The organism is Paenibacillus sp. FSL H8-0048, from assembly GCF_038002825.1.
Taxonomy (GTDB): domain Bacteria; phylum Bacillota; class Bacilli; order Paenibacillales; family Paenibacillaceae; genus Paenibacillus_AQ.
Genome location: NZ_JBBODF010000001.1, coordinates 6,125,295 through 6,146,298 on the forward strand (window position 1 = coordinate 6,125,295; position 21,004 = coordinate 6,146,298).

Annotated in this window: 19 protein-coding genes; 16 read left to right on the top strand and 3 right to left on the bottom strand. The window is 49.5% G+C overall.

The window, feature by feature from the left end:
- Positions 1 to 12 precede the first annotated feature (12 nt).
- From rfbC to NSU18_RS26675, 16 genes are all read left to right on the top strand, one after another.
- Complete coding sequence (rfbC, locus tag NSU18_RS26600) at positions 13 to 573, top strand: dTDP-4-dehydrorhamnose 3,5-epimerase (protein ID WP_341017137.1); 561 nt, start codon at positions 13 to 15, stop codon at positions 571 to 573.
- 41 nt (positions 574 to 614) lie between these two features.
- On the top strand, positions 615 to 1,610 hold the full coding sequence (gene rfbB / locus NSU18_RS26605; RefSeq protein WP_341150473.1) for a dTDP-glucose 4,6-dehydratase: 996 nt from the start codon (positions 615 to 617) through the stop codon (positions 1,608 to 1,610).
- Between the two features lie 30 nt (positions 1,611 to 1,640).
- Complete coding sequence (locus NSU18_RS26610) at positions 1,641 to 2,261, top strand: YdcF family protein (protein WP_341150474.1); 621 nt, start codon at positions 1,641 to 1,643, stop codon at positions 2,259 to 2,261.
- Between the two features lie 1,078 nt (positions 2,262 to 3,339).
- The gene (locus NSU18_RS26615; protein ID WP_341017141.1) at positions 3,340 to 4,113 is read left to right on the top strand and encodes a hypothetical protein; all 774 of its coding nucleotides are present in this window, start codon (positions 3,340 to 3,342) and stop codon (positions 4,111 to 4,113) included.
- Positions 4,088 to 4,681 (top strand): hypothetical protein, encoded by a 594-nt coding sequence (locus NSU18_RS26620; RefSeq protein WP_341017142.1) that lies wholly within the window; start codon positions 4,088 to 4,090, stop codon positions 4,679 to 4,681. The genes NSU18_RS26615 and NSU18_RS26620 overlap by 26 nt, the downstream gene beginning before the upstream one ends.
- Positions 4,682 to 5,174: 493 nt before the next feature.
- Positions 5,175 to 6,515, top strand: coding sequence for a transcriptional regulator (locus NSU18_RS26625; RefSeq protein WP_341150475.1), 1,341 nt, complete (start codon positions 5,175 to 5,177; stop codon positions 6,513 to 6,515).
- Positions 6,516 to 6,902: 387 nt separating this feature from the next.
- Positions 6,903 to 8,240, top strand: coding sequence for a helix-turn-helix domain-containing protein (locus tag NSU18_RS26630; RefSeq protein WP_341017146.1), 1,338 nt, complete (start codon positions 6,903 to 6,905; stop codon positions 8,238 to 8,240).
- 121 nt (positions 8,241 to 8,361) lie between these two features.
- Positions 8,362 to 8,514 carry a hypothetical protein gene (locus NSU18_RS26635; protein WP_156949675.1) on the top strand — a complete coding sequence of 51 codons (153 nt, stop codon included), beginning with the start codon at positions 8,362 to 8,364 and terminating at the stop codon, positions 8,512 to 8,514.
- Between the two features lie 98 nt (positions 8,515 to 8,612).
- Positions 8,613 to 10,397, top strand: a complete 1,785-nt coding sequence (locus NSU18_RS26640) for an aminopeptidase P family protein (RefSeq protein WP_341017148.1) — start codon at positions 8,613 to 8,615, stop codon at positions 10,395 to 10,397.
- A 150-nt stretch (positions 10,398 to 10,547) separates the two neighbouring features.
- Positions 10,548 to 12,737, top strand: a complete 2,190-nt coding sequence (locus NSU18_RS26645; protein ID WP_341017149.1) for an S-layer homology domain-containing protein — start codon at positions 10,548 to 10,550, stop codon at positions 12,735 to 12,737.
- 161 nt (positions 12,738 to 12,898) lie between these two features.
- Positions 12,899 to 13,708: a Fic family protein gene (locus NSU18_RS26650; RefSeq protein WP_341017150.1), complete on the top strand. Its 810-nt coding sequence runs from the start codon at positions 12,899 to 12,901 to the stop codon at positions 13,706 to 13,708.
- A 68-nt stretch (positions 13,709 to 13,776) separates the two neighbouring features.
- Positions 13,777 to 14,088 (top strand): hypothetical protein, encoded by a 312-nt coding sequence (locus tag NSU18_RS26655; protein WP_341150476.1) that lies wholly within the window; start codon positions 13,777 to 13,779, stop codon positions 14,086 to 14,088.
- 49 nt (positions 14,089 to 14,137) lie between these two features.
- Positions 14,138 to 14,269: a hypothetical protein gene (locus NSU18_RS26660; protein WP_341150477.1), complete on the top strand. Its 132-nt coding sequence runs from the start codon at positions 14,138 to 14,140 to the stop codon at positions 14,267 to 14,269.
- Positions 14,266 to 14,481, top strand: a complete 216-nt coding sequence (locus NSU18_RS26665) for an Hsp70 family protein (RefSeq protein WP_341150478.1) — start codon at positions 14,266 to 14,268, stop codon at positions 14,479 to 14,481. The genes NSU18_RS26660 and NSU18_RS26665 overlap by 4 nt, the downstream gene beginning before the upstream one ends.
- A 212-nt stretch (positions 14,482 to 14,693) precedes the next feature.
- Positions 14,694 to 14,858, top strand: a complete 165-nt coding sequence (locus tag NSU18_RS26670; protein WP_341150479.1) for a hypothetical protein — start codon at positions 14,694 to 14,696, stop codon at positions 14,856 to 14,858.
- A 20-nt stretch (positions 14,859 to 14,878) separates the two neighbouring features.
- On the top strand, positions 14,879 to 15,130 hold the full coding sequence (locus NSU18_RS26675) for a hypothetical protein (RefSeq protein WP_341150480.1): 252 nt from the start codon (positions 14,879 to 14,881) through the stop codon (positions 15,128 to 15,130).
- An 86-nt stretch (positions 15,131 to 15,216) separates the two neighbouring features.
- Here the strand turns inward: NSU18_RS26675 and NSU18_RS26680 are convergent, their stop codons facing one another.
- From NSU18_RS26680 to NSU18_RS26690, 3 genes are all read right to left on the bottom strand, one after another.
- Complete coding sequence (locus NSU18_RS26680) at positions 15,217 to 18,372, bottom strand: hybrid sensor histidine kinase/response regulator (protein WP_341150481.1); 3,156 nt, start codon at positions 18,370 to 18,372, stop codon at positions 15,217 to 15,219.
- A 69-nt stretch (positions 18,373 to 18,441) separates the two neighbouring features.
- Entirely contained in the window at positions 18,442 to 19,386 is a 945-nt protein-coding gene (locus NSU18_RS26685; protein WP_341150482.1) for a DMT family transporter, read from the bottom strand.
- Positions 19,387 to 19,412: 26 nt separating this feature from the next.
- Positions 19,413 to 20,381 (bottom strand): metallophosphoesterase family protein, encoded by a 969-nt coding sequence (locus NSU18_RS26690; protein ID WP_341150483.1) that lies wholly within the window; start codon positions 20,379 to 20,381, stop codon positions 19,413 to 19,415.
- Between the last annotated feature and the right edge of the window lie 623 nt (positions 20,382 to 21,004).

Below are 21,004 nucleotides of genomic sequence, written 5' to 3' on the forward strand. Positions count from 1 at the left end.
GGTGTAGAGGATATGAAGTTAACAGAAACGGCGCTTCCAGGCGTGTATATAGTTGAACCTGCGGTATTCGGAGACCACCGGGGCTGGTTCATGGAGACGTTCAGTGCTGCGAAGTTCAGAGAGCAGGGCATTGATATTGCTTTTGTCCAGGATAATCAGTCCTATTCTGCGGTTAAAGGCACCTTGCGCGGCCTGCATTATCAGCTCAATCCCAAGGCTCAGACCAAGCTGGTACGTTGTACCCGTGGGGCCATATTCGATGTGGCTGTGGATGTCAGAGCAGGCAGTCCCGCTTACGGCAAATGGTTTGGTGTTGAACTAAGCGCAGAGAATAAGAAGCAGCTGCTGATTCCCAAGGGGTTCGCCCACGGGTTCATGACGTTGACCGAGGATGTTGAAGTTCAGTATAAGTGTGATGAGCTGTATGCTCCAGACTGTGATGGCGGCATTCTCTGGAATGATCCGGCTATCGGGATTGAGTGGCCGCTCCACGTTACCCCCGTTCTCTCCGGCAAAGATGAGCAGGCTCCGCTCCTGCAAGATGCTGTTCTGAATTTTACCTATACTCCCTGAAGCAGAACGAAATCCAATTGAATGATTCTGAGGTGTAATTGATGAATAGAAAGAAATTGCTGGTTACCGGAGGTGCCGGTTTCATTGGCGGGAACTTCGTGCAGTACATGATCGATAAGTACTCCAATTACGATGTCTATAACTTGGATCTATTGACCTATGCCGGTGACCTCTCTAAGCACAAGGAGATTGAAGACCGGGATAACTACCACTTCGTTCAGGCGGATATTGCGGACCGTGAGGCTATTCAGTCTCTTTTTGCAGAGGAGCGATTTGATTATGTGGTTCATTTCGCAGCCGAGAGTCATGTGGACCGCTCTATTACAGATCCGGCGGTATTCGTCCGTACGAATGTGATGGGAACCCAGGTGCTGCTGGATGCTTCCCGTGCGATTGGAGTGACCAAGTTCGTTCATGTGTCTACGGATGAGGTGTATGGTGAACTGGACTGGGACCCTGCTGTATTCTTCACTGAGGAGACCCCGCTGCAGCCTAACAGCCCTTATAGTGCAAGCAAAGCGTCGTCCGATCTGTTAGTCCGTGCGTATCACGAGACCTTCGGCTTGCCGATGAACATTACCCGCTGCTCTAATAATTATGGCCCGTACCATTTCCCGGAGAAGCTCATTCCCCTTACGATCTCTAAGGTCCTGAATGAACAGAAGGTTCCTGTCTATGGAGATGGCGCGAATATCCGGGATTGGCTGCATGTGTGGGATCATTGTGCTGCGATTGACCTGGTGTTGCATGAGGGCGTAAGCGGTGAGGTGTACAACGTAGGCGGGCATAATGAACGCACCAATCTTGAGGTTGTGAAGACGATTATTCATACCTTAGGGAAATCTGAGGATTTGATTGAATTCGTTACTGACCGGCTGGGTCATGATAAACGTTATGCGATTGATCCAACGAAGCTGGAGCGGTTGGGCTGGAAGCCTACGTACACGTTTGAGACCGGGATCGCCCAGACCATTCAGTGGTATACGGAAAATGCACAGTGGTGGGAACAGATTCTTAGCGGCGAGTACCGGAAGTAGCTTATGAGCCGTAACCTAACTAGGACCAAGATGGGCAAGCGTAGAAAAAGAATTCTCTTTCTGTACTTGCCCCTTCTGTTAATGCTCTTGCTGTTCCTGTGCGCCGGGCGATTCCTTCACGTATCCGAGGCTCCTAAGCAAGCAGACGTCATCATCATCCTCAGTGGCGGGGGAGGGCGGGTGGAGCAAGGGGTTCAGCTGTTTCAAAATGGCTATGCTCCGCAGCTCCTGCTGTCTAACGCTAAGGAAGGAGCAGGTCCTGTCGGTGACATGCGCGAAACGGCTCTTTCCTTGGGCATCCCGGAATCCTCTATTCTGACGGAAGATGCTGCGGAGAGTACCTACCAGAACGCGCAGCTCACGCTCCCAATCATGAAGCAGAAGGGCTTTAAGTCGGCGATTGTGGTGTCGTCGGATTTTCATATGCGGCGGGTGAAGTTTATCTTCGATCATGTGTATAGGAAGTCGGGGATTGAGCTGACGTATATCGGGGCGGACTCGGGCTATAACGCGAAGGCGTGGTGGAGTGACCGGTATAGCCGGGAGACGACTTTTAACGAATATATTAAGATGATTGGCAATGCCTTCGGCTACAATGGCCCGGAAGCAAAGGGGTCGCTTGAGCAGATTAAGCGCTGGTTCCGTCGATAAGGCAGGTCTGACAACAAAAGAAGTGCGGATACCTTAGCGATAGAAACAAGTCAGATTTTACCGGGATGTTGCTGATCGGCGTGGGTGGAGCTTGGGAAACAGCAGAGACAGCCTAGGCAGCGACTTTGCAAATATGATATCAGACGACAGAGACCTTATGAGACCCATAGGGTCTCTATTTTTTTGCGATCATGGCAAACCGGTTGCCTGTAGTTCATGAATTATACTAATCTGACGCTCAGCCAGATACTTAGTGGTCAGCAACCCATTGTATCTGGTCTATGTCTCCGTGCTGTTCGAAGTGGTTGAAGGAATGTTTCAAGAGGGACTGTGGAAAGTGCCGATTTGCTATATAAGAATGTGAGTGCCAGTGAGAAGTATCAGAATTCCGAGAGACTCGCGATATGCCAATTCCGTCTATTCCCTATCGTCATTGGTGATGACCGGGTGCGGAATTTACAGGCGGCGCTACTCTTCGAATGTTGCCTGGATCGGCTGGATGAAGCGGATCAGTTAGATGGATTGAAGCATCTTGCTTATGTATATGTGTCATTGAACAAGTGGCATGAGGTTTCTCTGAATACGTTGAATATATCTCCCACCGGCCAGATGAGATATTTACAGCGTTATACAATATTATCTTATCGGCTAACCGCTATGATTAGAATGTTAATTAGTAAGGCATTCTTCATAACAAACAAGTCATAGCCAACCAATACACCGGATTTCTTTCTGAATTGGGATCTTTATCGATATTGTAGTAATAATGAAGGTAGATTCGCCAGGATTCCGTAAGCGTATGGCCTTTATAGGAACAGTGTATGGTGCTACACGATGTCAAGAGAGTGAATTCGAATTCTTTGATATGTGAAAAAAATACAAGGCTAGTGTGCGACCTTAGGGAACAGTTGGAGGGAGAAGCCAAACGGACACAGAACTAACAACGAAATACTATCTTTTGGATTGATTTCTACGATATTACATGTATAATCAAGATCATTAGTGGAATATTTTGTTAAACCGAAAAATGGTTTTTTCTAAACATTCCAATCTAAAATACAATATCAGGAGTGTATTTATGAACAAGAAAGCTTTGACAATGCTAGCTACCTTTGGACTTTTGTGCTCTATTTACCCTGCCAGCATTAATGCTGAATCCAGTACAAATGTTGATACTTCAACCACTTCACCAACTAACGTATTTACTTCTGTTCCTGATCAACAAGAGATTGAACGTCAGAAGCAATACGAACCTGCCCCCCCTACTGCTTGGGAAGTTGATCTAAATGGTAATAAAAAAACAGTACCGTACATTGTCCCTTCTGCATTAGGAAATGCAACTAAGGGCACTATTGGGACACAATCTTGGAGCGATAGCAACTATACTTACGCTTTTGACGGCTGGACTTTAAGTTCTACACAACTAGATGACTATAGATTTTATGTTTCTAAAGTGTCTATTGATAACCATAGTTCTCAACCATTGCCACTAAAATACACCCAACAAAACTCAATTACAACGCAATGGTCAGTTGGTGCCAATATTTCAGCTGAAGCTGAATTTGGCCCGAAATTTTTGTCTAGTTTAACAGTTTCATTAGGTGGAAATTGGAGTAAATCTAAAACATCATACGCTAGTACAACTATTGAAATGGGACCAGTAAATGTTCCTTCAGGATGGGCTGCATCCTTCACTAAATATCAAGGTGGCGGTTATGGTCAAGGACAAGCGAGATGGAAAAAGTATATCAAAGGCACTTCTTCTTTAGTTGGATTGTACTACACAGGTGAGTCTGGTTGGGCTGTTAATGATTCAGTTACAAAGTATGTCTATGCAGATCATAAAATTTAAGTTTTATAGAAGAACTCTACCTCTTCTTTTAGTTATACTAGTAGCTTTAACCGTTTCTTCCTGTGATGTTAAATCTCATGATGAAGTACTCAAGAATGGTGAATCACCTATATCCTATAATCAGTACAGATCTTTATTTGATAATATGATAAAAGAACTTAAGATAGCAGATTCGGAAATAACTGAAAAAACTGATAATGTTAACTTGGTTGCAATTGACAAAGAATCGTCATTTGGTACGAGATCTATTTTAACTTTGACAGGTGAACAAACTAATCAAGAAACACAAGAAAGAATCATTTATACGAATATAAAGAATGAAAACTTAGCTCTAATTGATTTGATTTATTTACACTCTTCAGTAGGTAAAGATATGATTTTCTTGCCAGCATCTACAGAGACTTCTAGAGAAAATCCATTCTTTCAAAAGTTTAACGAATGTATACTATCTTATAATAATATATTGATTAAAATAACTATAATATCTAATGATAAACCCATTGAGTTTCAAGAACTGAATAGAGCTGTTAATTCTGTAACAACTTTTTTGGAACAATACAAATTTTAAAAAAGAAGAACGTTTCACAATTGAAACGTTCTTCTTTTTTTAACCTGAATTAAGATGATTGGCAATGCCTTCAGCTACAATGGTTCTGAAGCGAAGGGGTCGCTTGAGCAGATTAAGCGCTGGTTCCGCTGATAAGGCACGACACCTTCGCGATGGATACCGTTAGGTTCTACCGGGATGTTGCGGATCGGCGTGGGTGGAGCTTGGGAAACAGCAGAGACAGCGGATAAGCAAATATGATTTCGAAACGATAGAGACCCTATGAGACTAATAGGGTCTCTATTTTTTTACCATAATGGCAAACCTCTTGCCTGTAGTTCACGGATTATACTCATCTGCAGCAATCTATGTTATTGACCATTGGAATAATGTGACATATTATTACAACTATAAAAGAAATTATATTGGATTCCAGTTAGGTGGTGTTTGCGTGGTCCCTACTACTCGAACTATGATTCGCGATCTATTAGCGTTGCATTTGTCGCAGAGGGGAATGTCTATTCATCAATTCTCCATACAATCCGGAATTAATTCAGGAACGCTCAGCCGGATACTTAGTGGTCACCAGCCCATTGCTATGAACCATCTGGAGCGAATCACCAAGGCGATGGATCTACCGGAAGACCATTTCTACAGCTTATATGTGGATGAGTGTTTCTTTTTCTCGTCGCCCACCTGGCGGCGTCTGCGGCCATTTCTTGTGCGCTCCGCTGAGCTGGGTCGTCTAGATTGTGTTGAACAGGTGGTTCAGAATCTGCTGGAGAATCTGGTTTATGCCCCCATGCTGTTCGAAGTGGCTGAAGGCCTGTTTCAAGAGGGGCTGTGGCAAGCTGCCGAATTGCTGTATAAGAATGTGAGTGTCAGTGAGAAGTATCAGAATTCCGAGAGACTCGCGTTGTGCCAATACCGTCTGTTCCGTATCGCCATTGGTGATGATCAGACACGGAATTTACAGGCAGCACATCTCTTCGAATGTTACCTGGACCGGTTGGATGAAGCGGATCAATTGGACGGGTTGAAGCATCTCGCTCATGTATATGTTTCATTGAACAAGTGGCATAAGGTAGATGAGATGGCGAAGCAAATGCAGCAATTAGCGACTCTACGTTATAATCTCCAGCGTCAGTCTGACCGCAGAATGAGTAACGAGAAAAAACCTGAGAAACCCCTGTACTTCTACATCCTGTACGCACAGCTCATCCGTTCAAATGTGTCTGAGCAAATGGGAGACTACCCATCGGCATTAGATTGGGTATCCCTCTATATGGATGGAAGCTGGATACAGGAAGACAATGAAGAAGTGAAGCGGACTGTGGCTCAATTCCAGGAGTGGGGTACGGCAAACATACTGCTCTATCGGGTAATGGGAGGACAATATGAGGCGCTCTCTGACTATGTTGCATATATATCCGATCGACCAGATGAGATATTTATAGCGTTATACAATATTATCTTGTCGGCTAACCGCTACGATTGGAATATTGATTATATTCTGGAGCGATTTGCTTCCTATATTCCTTACCGGACAAATCTTGTAGAGTACGGCATTCTTCATAACAAACAAGTCATAGCCTACCAGTACTCGCGGTTTCTTGCTGAAATGGCATTCTATTATCTACATAATAAGCGCAAAGAAGGAATTATCTTCATCCTGCAAAGTATGGAATCATCTGCTAGAATCAATAACGAAAGCAATCTTCTCAAATGTGTTGATCTATTCGAACAGTATCGGCATCTGGCAGATGAAGAAGAGAAAGAGCAATACAAACTTCTAATTAGAGAGGTGCAGGTTTCACATGAAAAGGAAACTTATCAAACTTCTAGCTTCCTGTAGTCTGGCTATTGCAATTATTATACCAGTTGGTACTACTGAGCTCGTAGCAAATATCAGCACTCAATCTTTTATTCAAACTATGGGGCACGGTTTAGGTGATGGTTGATGCTCACCGGGCAGCAATGATATGCTTTCAAAGCTTGGGAAACAGCAGAGACAGCGGCTAAGCAAATATGATTTCGAAACGATAGAGACCCTATGAGACCAATAGGGTCTCTAATTTTTTACCATAATGCAAATGGGTTGCCTGTAGTTCACGGATTATACTCATCTGTAGTATTCTACGTTATTGACCATCAGAACAATGTGACATATTATTACAACTATAAAAGAAATTATATTAGATTCCAGTTAGGTGGTGTTTGCGTGGTCCCTACTACTAGAACTATGATTCGTGATCTATTAGCGTTGCATTTGTCGCAGAAGGGAATGTCTATTCATCAATTCTCTGGACAATCCGGAATTAATTCAGGAACGCTCAGCCGGATACTTAGTGGTCAGCAGCCCATTGCTATGAACCATCTGGAGAGAATCACCAAGGCAATGGATCTACCGGAGGATCATTTTTACAGCTTATACGTGGATGAATGTTTCTTTTTCTCGTCACCCAATTGGCGGCGTCTGCGGCCTTTTCTTGTGCGATCGGCTGAGCTGGGCCGTCTGGATTGCGTTGAACAGGTGGTTCAGAATCTGCTGGAGAATCTGGTCTATGCCCCCATGCTGTTTGAAGTGGCCGAAGGACTGTTTCGAGAGGGGCTGTGGCAAGCTGCCGAGTTGCTGTATAAGAATGTGAGTGTCAGTGAGAAATATCAGAATTCTGAGAGACTTGCGTTGTGCCAATACCGTCTGTTCCGTATCGCCATTGGTGATGACCAGACGCAGAATTTGCAAGCGGCGCTACTCTTCGAAAGTTACTTGGACCGGCTGGATGAAGCGGATCAATTGGACGGGTTGAAGCATTTGGGTCATGTATATGCTACAATGCATCGGTGGCATAAAGTGGATGATTTGGCGAAGAAAATGCTGTGTTTAGCAACTCTTCATTATAATCTTCAGCTTCAGTCGGACCGTAGAGAGAGTAACGAGAAAAAACCCGAAAAACCCCTGTACTTTTATATCCTTTACGCTCAGCTTATCCGTTCAACTGTGTATGAGAAATTAGGAGACTATCAATCGGCATTAGATTGGGTGTTCCTCTATATGGATGGGAGCTGGATACAGGAGGACAATGAAGAAGTGAAGCGGACTATGGCTCAGTTCCAGGAGTGGGGTACCGCAAATAGACTGCTCCATCGGGTGATGGGAGGCCAATATGAGGGCCTCTCTGAATATGTCGAATTTATCTCTGAGCGACCAGATGAGATATTCATAGCTTTACACAATATTATCTCATCGGCTAACCGCTACAATTGGAATGTTGATTCTATTCTGGAGCGGTTTGCAGCCTATATTCCTTACCGGACGTATTCTACAGAATTTGGCGATTATAATAGGCAGGTTATGTTGGACCAACACACTCAATTCCTTGCTGAATTAGCAGCCTATTATTTAAATAACAAGCGCAAAGAAGGAATTAGATTCATCCTGCAAAGCTTGGAATCGTCCGCTAGAATCAATAACGAGAGCAATGTAATCAAATGTGTCGATCTGTTTGGGCAGCATCGGAATCAAGCAGATGAAGAAGAGAACGAACAATACAAAGTTCAAATTGGAGCCTACCTATAAAGTGTCTTTTTACAAAAAAAGTAATGCTATTCCCCATTGCCCTCCACAATGCGACAAACAAACCAGGTATCCCGGTCTATAATTAGGAGCAAATCTATTTATAGTCTGGGAGAAATGGACCATGCCTAATTATTATTTTAGGGAAGTGTGGACACCGCTGCGCTTGTTCGGGATCAGATTCTACCGGGATGACCAGGACCGGCTGTGGATCAAGAAGGGGAAGCAGCGGCGGCAGCTGGTACGGAAAGGCGATAGTGACACGATGGAGACCTGAGGGTCTTCATCTTTTTTTTGAGGTGTCTTTCCTTTTTTTCCTTGAGAGGCAGGTGTATGATGGTTCAGTAGACTAGATAGAGAGAAGGAGATGCTGATATGTTGCCTAAGGAGAAAGTACATAAGCTAAGAGAATGGATGGCGGAGCGCGGGATAGCGGCCTGTGTGGTATTAAGCGGGGATGCGCATTTAAGTGAATATGAGGGGGAGCACTGGAAAAGCCGCCGCTGGATTACCGGCTTCACCGGCTCCGCAGGAACGGCTGTAATCACGGCAACGGACGCAGGCTTGTGGACGGATGGCAGGTATTACATTCAGGCGGAGCGGGAGCTGGAGGGTTCCGGTATCCGTATGTTCCGTATGGCAGAGCCGGGCGTCCCGCAATGGGATGAATGGCTGGCTGAGGAATTACCGCAGGGCGCACGTATGGCCGTAGACGGCAGAACGTTGTCCGTAACCGCTATGAAGGGCTTGCAGGCCAAGTTCGCGGCGAAAGGGATTCAGACGATTACAGACCTCGACCCGGTAGGCGCGATCTGGACGGATAGACCGGCGATTCCTGCCGAGCCGCTAATGCTGCATGATGAACAGTATGCGGGCCTCAGCCGGGTGGACAAGCTGGAGCAGGTCCGGCAGGGGATGAAGCGTAAGGGCGCTGATTATTATGTGCTGTCCGCACTGGATGATCTGTGCTGGCTGTTCAACATCCGGGGACGGGACATCCCGTTCAATCCGTATGTGACCGCTTTTGCCGTAGTAGGGGTAGATCATGCAATCTTGTTCGCCGGAGGACATAAGGCCACCCCGGGAGATAAGGAGACGCTGGCCCGGGATGGCGTGGAGATCAGAGAGTATGAGGACATCCTTCCGTTCCTGCAGACGCTCCCTGAAGCGGCTTCCGTGCTGTATGATCCGAACAAAACCGGGTATAGCCTGGCGGCAGCCATACCGGAATCCGCTCATCCTATAGAAGCGCCGGGCCTTGTGGTGGCCCTTAAGTCGATCAAGAATGAGGTGGAGATCCGTAATATCCGTGATGTCTATTTGAAGGATGCGGCTGCCCTGGTCGGACTGTTCAAATGGCTGCAGGAGACGGTTCCGCTTCGTCCGGTGACCGAGCTTGAAGCCGATGAGAAGGGGCTGGAGCTGCGGCGGCAGCAGCCTTTATTCGCTGAGCTAAGCTTCTCCAGTATCTCTGCCTACGGCGCGAATGCTGCGATGATGCACTACTCGCCGTCCGCCGATCATCCGGTAGAGCTGGAAGCCAGAGGCCTGTATCTGCTGGATTCGGGCTCGCACTTCCAGAACGGGACAACGGATATCACCCGCACGCTGGTGCTTGGGCCGCTGACGGATGAGGAGAAGAGAGATTTTACACTGGTGCTGAAGTCTGTGATTGCGCTGTCTACGGCCAAGTTCCTCTATGGCTCCACCGGATCTACGCTCGACATTCTCGCACGTAAGCCTATGTGGGATAACGGCCTCGATTACAAGTGCGGAACCGGGCATGGCGTGGGGTATTACTCCAATGTGCATGAAGAGCCGCAGCGGTTCAGCTTCAAGCCGAATCCTGTTGTCCTGGAGCCAGGGATGATTATCACGGTAGAGCCGGGAGTCTACAAGGAAGGCCGTCATGGTATCCGCACGGAGAATACGCTGCTGATTACGGAGGATGTGACTACGGAGTTTGGCAGATTCCTGAAGTTTGAAGACCTCTGTTATTTGCCGATAGATACCCGGGCGATTGAGCTGTCTATGCTAAGCAAGGAAGAGCTGGATTGGGTGAATCATTATCATGCTGAGGTGTACGATAAGCTGGCTCCGCTGCTGGATGAGGAGCACCGGGCGTGGCTGAAGCGGGAGACGGCGGCTTTGGCGGTGTGAGGAAAATATTTTATAGCTTAGGAACTATTACCTTGGAACTATTTGGAGTATAATTGTCTCTGCGAGTCTAGCAGGCTGTTCTCTCTTAAGGATATTAATAGAAGAGTGGATGGCCGGGGCTGCTTACTATGGTTGGGGGCGATTAGTGTGATGGCGAAAAGATGGAGAGTAGTATCGGCATGGGTGATGCTGCTTAGTATGCTGTGCGGGGGAGTGGCTAGTGCAGCAACGGTGGTAGAGCAGAAGACGTCTTATGTATTCGTGGATGTGAAGACCACGTACTGGGCCAATGAAGCGATACAGAGTATGGCGAATCAAGGCATTATTACGGGGAACCCGGACGGGTCCTTTAAGCCTGAAGCGGCCATTACCAGAGAGCAGTTGGCCAAGCTGATTACATTGACCTTTGGACTTGATTTGGTCTCGGATGGAACGCAGACATTCTCGGATGTCGCTCCTTCCTCCTGGGCCTACAAATATGTGGAGACAGCCAAGGATTATCTGACCGGGTATTTTCCAGTGAAAGGCAAGCCGTTCTTCGATCCTCAGGCGAGCGCTACACGTGAAGATGTGGCTGTTGCCCTGGTACGTGCGATGGGACTGGAGACGGATAATGTAGACGCGGACAATATTCTGCGGTACAGATTCGATGACTATGAGGATGTGACTCCACAACTGGCGAAGGAAGTAGCGGTGGCTGTGGAGAATAAGCTGATTCAGGGCTTCCCGGACGGAACCTTCGGGCCGACTAGTCCGATTAACCGGGCTTCTGTAGCTACTTTGCTGTACCGTGTGCTGAAGTCCTCCTATACTACCGCTACACAGGATGTGAAGCTGGACGTACAAGTTCCGGCACAGGTGTCGGACAAAACGGTTAAGCTTACGGGTAAAGTGAATGCGGATGCCAAGGTGTACATCAACGATGAAGAAGTCGAGAATGTGGAGGGCACTTTTGCCGAGGCGTATGAACTGGATGGGGGAGAGAAGGTCTACGAATTTGTCTTCAAGGCGGTTCTGCCGAACGGACGCTCCAATACAGTGACGAAGCAGGTGACCTATCAGACCTCCGGGCCGCAGCTTACGGTGCAGGTTCCCGAAACGTCCAATCAGCTTACAGCCAAGATCACCGGTAAAGTCAAGGACAGCGGCGACATGAATCCAGAGGTTACGGTTAATGATAAGACCGCCTACGTGTCTTACAACGGGGAATTCAGTGCGGATGTAACGCTGAAGGAAGGCTTGAACAAGATTGTGGTGACCGCAGTCAACAAAAATGATAAAAAAGCAGTGGTGGAGAAACAGATTGTCGTGACCCTGGGCGGGCCTGTACTGACCCTGGATCTGATTCCGGAGACCAGCAGCAGCAAGACGGTTACCCTGAGCGGGAAGGCTACCGATAAGAACGACGGCTATCCGAAGATCTACATGAATGATCAGCTTGTGGGCGAATACGGCTCCTTCAACAAGACGGTTACCCTGAAAGAAGGGGCGAATACGTTTAACTTCAAGGCTACGAACAGCTTGGGCAAAAGCTCAGCGGTTATTACCAAGGTAATCACCTTTAATGTAGACGGACCTGTGCTGTCGCTCGATCTGATCCCGGAGACCAGCAGCAGCAAAACGGTAGTCCTAAGCGGTAAAGCGACTGACAAGAATGACAGCTACCCGAAGATTTATATGAATGACGAAATTGTAGGCGAATATGGCTCCTTCAACAAGACAGTAACGCTTAAGGAAGGAGTGAATACGTTCACCTTCAAGGCTGTTAACAGTCTGGGTAAAAGTTCGGCCACTGCCACCAAAACGATTACCTTTGCTGTGGACAGTCCCGTGCTGACGCTTGATCTGATTCCCGAGACGAGCAGCGGCAAGACAGTTACCTTAAGCGGTAAGGCGAGTGACAAGAATGATAGCTATCCTAAGATCTACATGAACGACGCACTTGTAGGCGAATATGGCTCCTTCAACAAGACGGTAACGCTCCAAGAAGGAACGAATACGTTCACCTTCAAAGCGACTAACAGCTTGGGCAAAAGCTCGGAGCCTGTGACCAAGACTATTACGTTTAACGTGAGTGAGCCGGTGCTGAAGCTGGATTATATTCCTGAGACGACCAAGACGAAGCAGCTTACCTTGACTGGGAGTGCAACGGATGCAAACGACAGCAGTCCCAAAGTCTATCTGAATGACAAACTGATCAGCAGCTATGGCAGCTTCTATGAGTCGGTGACGCTGACCGAGGGCAGTAATACGTTCGTATTCAAGGTGACCAACAGCTTCGGCAAGGTGGTTACGATTGAGAAGATGGTGGTTTATACGCCGGAGGAGAGTAAAGAGTAGGATGAAAACATTGAAGTAACTGATTCGAAGGCGGGACGGAGAATACTCTGTCTCGTCTTTTTTTGCTATGGGTTGGGGAGAATCCGTTATACGTATTATAGAATTAATGTTAAAATGAAAAATTAGGATGAAGAACTTTCTGTAGAGCAGGAGGAATTGAAATGTCAGGTTATGATCCGGAGCGATTAAATAAGTTTCCCCAATTAACAGGCTCTCAAAGCAAACAACTTCAGGAGGCCTCTTTGAGATATCCACTGGAGTCTTTTCTGACGAACTACCGAAATGTAGAGGAGATTGGAATTGATTTTGTATATTCTTCTGCTAAGTTAGAGGGAAATACATACTCCAAAGTGGACACCATCAATCTTCTAAAAATGGGCATCACCGCTGGAGGTAAGTTATATTCTGATGCGCAAATGATTCTGAATTTAAGAGATGCCTATAATTTTGTGCTTACTTCAAAAGATAAAGCAATAGATCGTTACTTTATAATTGATGTGCATTCCATCCTGGCCAAAGATTTATTGCCAGCAGCAAATTGCGGAGCTCCACGTGAGGATGCTGTCAGAATATCTGGAACGGACTACTCCCCCCCTGTGGGCAGAGATTATTTAAATGAGGAATTGAAGTATCTACTTGAGGTGGCTGGAACCATCAACAATCCGTTTGAACGCGCCATTTATCTGAAGCTTAACCTATGTTATCTACAGTATTTTCAAGATATAAACAAACGGACAGCACGCATGGTGCAGACATTCTCACTACTGGGCAATGGAGAAATGCCTCTGCTGGCAGGATATGTGAAGAGTAGCGGTTATATTGAAGCAATCTTAGAGTATTACAATACAGGAAGTTATGTGCCATATCTATCATGGTTTGTAGCTTCATACAGACAAATGGTGAAGTCTTTAACTGACCTGCCTACAATTACGAAATCCAGATCTGTGGATCTGCGGAATAATAATAACTGAATTCAAACAGGGTGTTAGACAGGAGGCGTATCTTAGTAGAGGGTTCAGCCGCAGAAGTGGAGGGACAGTTGACCGGTATTGGTGAGCAGGGGAATAAGCTGGCACGGCTTACGTATAAGAGTGGAAAAGACACGGCGGACAAGCTGGAGCGGCTCGCCAGTCTGCTGGAGAACCAGGAGTCTGGCTGGAAGACTGCGTATGAGCAGGAGCAGGCACAGCGGCAGCAGAGTGCTGCGGTGCTGCAATCAGCAGCCGAAGCTATAATTGGCTGGCTGGATGATCTGGACGCCCTCACGGCTGGACGCAGTCAGCAAGAGGGGAGCGCTTCCGATGGATGGGCGCTGCTGACCTGCACTGGCAGGAGCAGATGCTCGGACTAGGCAAGGTATTCGATCCGGCCCTGTGTGAGGCGGGGCTGGGACCGTCCCTATGTCTCCGAATTCAGAAGCAGCGGTTGCTTATGAGGTGATGTCCGTCTTAAGAAGAGGCTACCTGCTGGAAGATGGCAGCCTGTACCGTAAGGCCCAAGTCATTACATTATTTAAGGAGGGGCAGTCATGAATCAGGAACATACAAGCCATCCTGTCGTAGGGATTGACTTGGGGACTACCAACTCTGCTATTGCTTACATTCGTGGCGGTAAGCCGGAGCTTATTGCATCGGCGACCGGGCAATACCTGCTGCCTTCTGTAGTGCTGATTGATCCGAAGGGGAACATTATCGTGGGGCAGGATGGCTGGTACGGCAGGCCCGGGAAGTGCTGGAAGGTGTAGAGACAAGCCTGCTTGAAGGATGAATTCAACATCATCAACTGCGCCCAGACACGGTACCCGCACAAGATCCAAGCAGATTATTACAAGCTGCTGGGGGTACGGGTGAATGGGACCCCGCAATCGATTAAGTCGCTTATGTCTCCAAGATCAAGGAATTCCCGCCTGAGCGTTATCCGGAGGAATTCCAGAATATACGCAAGGCTTATGATATCTTGCGTGATCCTGCCCGGCGCGCGGAATATGATTTCACGCGCAAATATGGCGACTCCGTGGAAGGGATTCTCGCTCAGGCTGGAGAGGCATTCGCTTCAGGGAATTACCCGCTGGCGGAAGAGCTATATCTGAAGGCGCTGGAGACCCAGCCGGAACGAAGCTGATTCTGGAGATTGACCGGCTGGTGCGAGATAAGCAGATCTATCCCGGTATCAAAATGCAGGCAGTGTCCTTCTTCAAGGATGAAATCCGTAGGAAGGCTGAAGGGGAAGCAGAGGAGATGGATGATACTTTCAATCCAATGGATCTCCTCGATGACCTGGGTGGACCGGGAACAACCGATTATTTCATGGAGGAAGGCATTCGTCAAATGAAACGCAAATATCCTCAGGTCTATAAGGTATATCAAGAGCAGTGGGACAAGCTGCTGCCGTAGTTTGAAGTACACGGGTAATAACCCGCAGCTCTGGAGTCTTCTCCTGAACTGCGGGTTATTTATGCTGCCGTTATGGAGCGGGCGGTTCAGCCCTGCCTCCGCTCAGGAATCACAAAGGATACTGTAGTGCCAACGTCAGGCTGGCTGCGGATCACGAGGCCTTCGCCGTAGAGCTGGGTCAGGCGCCGGTTGGTGTTCAGCAGGCCGATGCCGCGGTGGGCCTGGAAGGTGTCGTCGAGCAGGCGGACCACCTGCTCCCCGCTCATGCCCTTGCCGTTATCCTCCACCTCGAAGGAGGTGTATCCTTGCTGGCGGTGAATGCGGATCTGGAGCTTGCCTCCGGCTTTGCGGCTCAGCAGGCCGTGTCTGACGGCGTTCTCCACAAGCGGCTGAAGGGTGAGCGGAGGAAGCAGCAGCTCAATGCCGGGATCAACCTCCCTTTCAATCTGCAGACGTTCCTCGAAGCGCGCCTTCTCAATGAAGAGATAGGACTCTATTAGCTCCAGCTCATGGGATAATCCGACGAGCTGCTGTGAGTTCATATAATCGAAGCTGATGCGCAGGTAGGAGGAGAAGGCCTCGCCGAGACCACGCATCTTCGGCAGGTCGAATTCACTCAGCGCCAGCAGCGCGTTCAGCGTATTGAACAGGAAATGCGGCTGAATCTGTGCCTGGAGATAAGCTGCCTCCATCCGCAGGCTCTGGGTAACGGACTGCTTCAGTCCGGTCAGTGAGCGGACCCGGTATTTCAGCTCCAGGGCGTCCACCGGCTTGGCAACATAATCATTGGCTCCGGCCAGGAAGCCGGTATAGATGTCTGCCGGCTGGTTGCGGGCTGTGAGCAGCAGGATCGGCAGCTCCGAGAGGGAGAAGCGCTGCCGGACGATCCGCGTCAATTCATAGCCGGACATGTACGGCATCATCACATCGGCGATCAGCAGGTCCCACGGCTCGGTACCCAGCAGCTCCAGGGCTTCCTCGGCGCTGGTGGCGGTGACCAGCTGATAATGCTCTGCCGAGAGCATGCTGGAGAGCACCTTGAGATTGACCGGATCATCATCGACGGCCAGGATCAGAGACTTGGCCTCCTGGGCGGCATCCTGTATCTTCGGCGGATTCGTTAACTCCACAGGGACTGTGAGATTGCGGATATCGGACTGCTGTAATAGCAGCCGGCTCTCCTCAAGCAGCAGCCCTTGCAGATCCGGGTTGTCCGGCTGCCCTGCGGCGGCTGTATCCTGATCGGTGTTCTCCCGTGCACCGGCAGAGGAGGCCAGCGGAAGAGTGAATGTGAACACGGACCCTTTTCCCGGCTCAGAGTCTAGTGTAAGGTTACCGCCGTGCAGCTCGGTCAGCTGCTTGCTGATGCTTAAGCCGAGGCCGATACCGCCGCCGTCAATGATGCCTTTGCTGCCTTGCTCATACGGCGAGAAGATCCGCGCCTGGGTCTCCTTGTCGATTCCTGCTCCGGTATCGGCTACGCTGATCCACGCAAGCTTGCCGTCGGCTGCAGCGGATACGGTGACCGTTCCGGCTTGCGTGTACTTGATTGCATTGTGCAGCAGGTTATAGAGGATCTGCACAATCCGCTTCTCATCCCCCCAGACCGGCGGCAATGAAGCGGGAAGCTCATTACGCAGCTGCAGCCGTGTGCCTTCGATCATGAATTCGAACATCCCCAGCACGCCCGAGACCAGTGAACCCATGGCCAGCGGCTCGCGCTGGAGCACAATCCGCTTCTCCTGCAGACGGGTCACATCAAGCAGATCGTTAAGCATGAGGGACATCCGGTGGCTGATCGTAATGAGCAGCTCCAGATCCTTAGAGCTCTGTTCGTCCAGCACCTGCTGTTCCTTGGAGGCTACTGTCTGGGCAATGCTGATAATGCCGTGCAGCGGTGTCCGCAGCTCATGGGAGGTATTGGCCAGGAATTCGTCCTTCTTCCGGTCGCTCTCCTTCAGCTGCAGGTTGAGCAGCCGGTTCTCCTCCGCATTGCGGAAGTACCGCTTGAACCAGTAAGAAGAGAAGCCGATAATGGCTGCAATGACATCTACAGGATAATACAGAATACTCCCCTTGGCATTGGATTCCAAGGCCCCGCCAATGATGCTGGAGCCGATGGCCGCGGCAGCAAACAGCAGGAAGAAGGAATCCTGCTCCTGCCTCATGACCATCCGGCCGATAGAATAGATGACTCCGGCTACCGGAAGCAGGTAGAAAACGGAGAAGAACGGTCTGGCATAGACCACGTAATGTGCTGGTAAGATCAGAACATAAGCGGTATAGAGCAGGAGACCCAGCTGATAGATTTTGAACAGACGGCCGGGGCGCTCGTAGGCCGAGAAGCTGCGCGTCAGCAGCAGCATGAACAGAGACAACGCAGGATAGGCCAGCATTTTGAGCTTCAGTGCCCATGTATAGTTAATAGGGAACCAGATCAGCAGAATCGTATCGTTATCCACTACAATGGTAGCTGCTACTGCCATCAGCAGGAGGAAGAAGAGCAGAAACGCCCGCTGCTTCCGGTTAAAAAAGAATAAAATCCCCGCATACAGCGCGTGCAGCAGCATGATCATGAACGCCACCAGCTGGAAGCCGATGGAATACATCCGTTCCGTATCCACCGCGGCTTGGGAGCCGAAACGGATCGATCTTACAATCCCGCCCTCCACCGGATGGTCGTAGTTGGCTGCCCGGACGAGGAGAACAATCTCCTGCCTTCCCGGATTCTCGTAGGCTGCTGTGTAAGAGACCGCCTTAGGGATATAGTCCCCGCTATCCGTGGACAGCTTCCCGAAGCTCGTCTCTCTCTGCTCGTTAATATCGATGCTGGAGGTGGCCTGAATGCGCTGAATCCAGAAGCCGTAAGACTCCGTCTGTGACGGGTCTACGAGTATACGCAGCTTGTATGTGCCATAGCCCAGCGAGGATTGCTCTCCTTCCGGGAAGCCGCTGCTCCAGTCGCCGGGAACCTGGACCACATGCGGTGTGGCCGCAGCAAGTAGGGCGGAATCCTCATAGCCCAGGAGCTGGCCGGGATAGAACTCCCACTCTCCATCGAGCTGGATGGACGGGGAATTCCCGAAGTCCCAGCCCCGCATATCCAGCACACCTTGCTGTGCCTCGGGATGCTCAGACGCTGTATTGGCATTGAACCACAGATAGCGCAGACTGATCAGAATGGTTAAGTAAAGAAGCAGCAACAGAGCCTGCTTGGGGTTGAATCTGGCTCGGGCCTTCATTAGGTGTGTACTCATCGAGGTTATCTTCATCATACGGTTTCAATTCGACATCTGTGATCCTTATCCTGCTTACCCCCAGATGCCAATTAACAGAATTCCGCAAAAAATGACAACCGAGCATATCATCCGCCGCACGCCCTGACGCTCCTTCAAGAGCAGCACACCGAGGAGCGTAGCGAATATGGTGCCGATCTCCCGCAGCGGGCTGATATGAGCGAGCGGCGCCTGCTGAAGTGCGAACAGGAACAGCAGATAGGAGCCCGGGTTGAGCACGCTGCCCAGCAGGATGGTGAATGTGTTGCGTCGCCACTCTTCAAGCAGCTTCCGCGATCTCAGGACGGCGGGGGTCAGTCCGGCAACAAAGCCGATATTGGTCACCTCAAGCAGCGCCAGCGGCGACATATGCTGAAGGTTCAGCTTATCGACGAACACGTAGCAGGTAGTGCATAATCCCACGCAGAGGGCCATGAGCATCGGTGTGTAATAGCCTAAGGTGGTGCCGGGGCGGGATGCAGCTGGAGTCCCGGACACAGATATAGAGCCGGATGAAGCCAGGGTGCCGGACACAGACCCAGAGCCGGATGAAGCCGGGTGGCTTCTTCTGGAGCCTATTCCGCTGAGGACAGCGAAGCCGCCGAGCATGCAGCAGATCCCGATCCAACCGTAGACAGACAAGGATTCCTTCAGGAAAATAACGCCGATCAGCGGGATCAGCAGCGTGCTTGTCCCCCGCATCACCGGGTAGATCTGGGACAGATCGCCCATCTCATAGGTTATGGATAAAAGCCAGGAATACAAGGCCTGCAGCGCTACAGACAGCAGCAGCAGGGCGTAAGCGCCGGCGGCCAGCGGCTGCGTCCACAGCTCGATAAGCAGCACCGGCAGCAGCAGCACTGTGGAGACCATCATGATCGACCACAGGAAGATGCTTTTATTCAGGCTTCTTTTGGTGAACATGCTCCACACCGCGTGGCACATTCCGGAAGCCAGCACCAAAAGAATTGGCAGCAGCATAGATTGTCAGCCCCTCAAGAAGTAAGTTAGTGTTGTGAACCCTGCAGCAGGGGAGGTGTATGGGCAGGCTGTTCGGTACAACGGGAGCCGTCTGCCAGCCGGAGCCAGGTATCGAAGGACGGATGGTCCTGCTTCAGACGGATGACACGCGCCCCCCGTTTGAGGTTGTCGTGCCCGTAAGTATTATAGCCGGTTGCCCGGCCATAGCTTAGGCGGATGCCATGCAGCGTGCCGGTGAAATCATTGATATGGTCATGTCCGCAAAAGGTGCCCGCCACATCGCCCATCTCTACAAGCGCAGCGAATAATCCTGAATTCAGAACCGGAGCGCAGACCCGTTCATACTTGTGTCCGTAACAAACCTGGGTGTTCCACATCTCGTCATATTCGGGCAGCGGGATATGGAAGAACGCCAGCGCCGGCCGCTTCGCTTGACCTTCTCCGGGATTCAGCCGTGCAGACTGCTCTGCCAGCCATTCCATCTGGTTACGCCGGACCCAGCTATACCCGGGAATCTGTTCCAGCGGAGAGTAGGCACCTGTATCGAGCATATAGAGGATGGCTCCCGCATGATTGCCCGTGCCTTCAATCTCCAGGACGTAATTGCTTGAACCGGCCAGCTCCGCCGGACCAGCCTCAGCCAGACACTGCGGGGACTCCTGCGCAATCTCCATCAGCTCGCTGTAGGTCACTCCGTTCTCTGTGTCGTGGTTGCCGAATACAAACGCCCAAGGTACACCGGAATTCATTACAGCAGCCACGGCATCGCGGAAGGCCTGCTTGGGGTCCTGGCAAGGAAGCTCGCCTTCACGGACCGGACCTGTATAAATGGTATCCCCTGTAAAAATAACCAGGTCGGGCTGCTCCGCCTTCAGCACCAGCTCCATCAGCTCCCGGGTCTGCTGGTCCTCTGCTCTTCCATCCATCCAGTGGAGGTCAGTGAACTGTACGATGGTGAAGGTACCGTCTGGCCGAAATGATAATTTACTGTTCATGCGGGAAATCCCCTCTCTTGTCAATCCGATTATGGGTAAGGCAGTAAGGCGTGTGGTGATGTAACAGTGTAGAGTTGTCGACTTGATCTGTTGTTGATTCATGTTTCTTTATGTTGTTTCATGTTGATTTTAGGCTCGTTTAGTTATTCTGTCAAGCCGCCTTTGTTGCTGATTGTATTCCATACAATAGAATTAGCGCGATATTGGGCAAAAGCTGATTCTGCTGCAGTTTATACATTAGATTTTACTAATATAGCTTCCAAACCTCCTCTTAGCAGAATTCTAGTGTACAAAGTGCAGCAGAGGCTATTTTCGGACGATTTTGGAGTAATCTGCTGTATAAAGTACAATGTGTGCTAGACCTACATAGCTATGTATGTAGGATGTTTCTGTGGCAGGGGTCTCGCATTGACAAGTGAAATTCAGATTCATATACTGGTGAAAACAACATCAATACACTAGAAACAACATTTTGACTAGAGGTACCCAACAAAAATTTGAATTTACTAACTAGTTCGCGTAGGCGGATTGTATGCTGTTTTTGACATACATTGGGCCTGATACCTTCGCGTAGGCGGATTGTATGCTGTTTTTGACATACATTGGGTCTGATACCTTCGCGC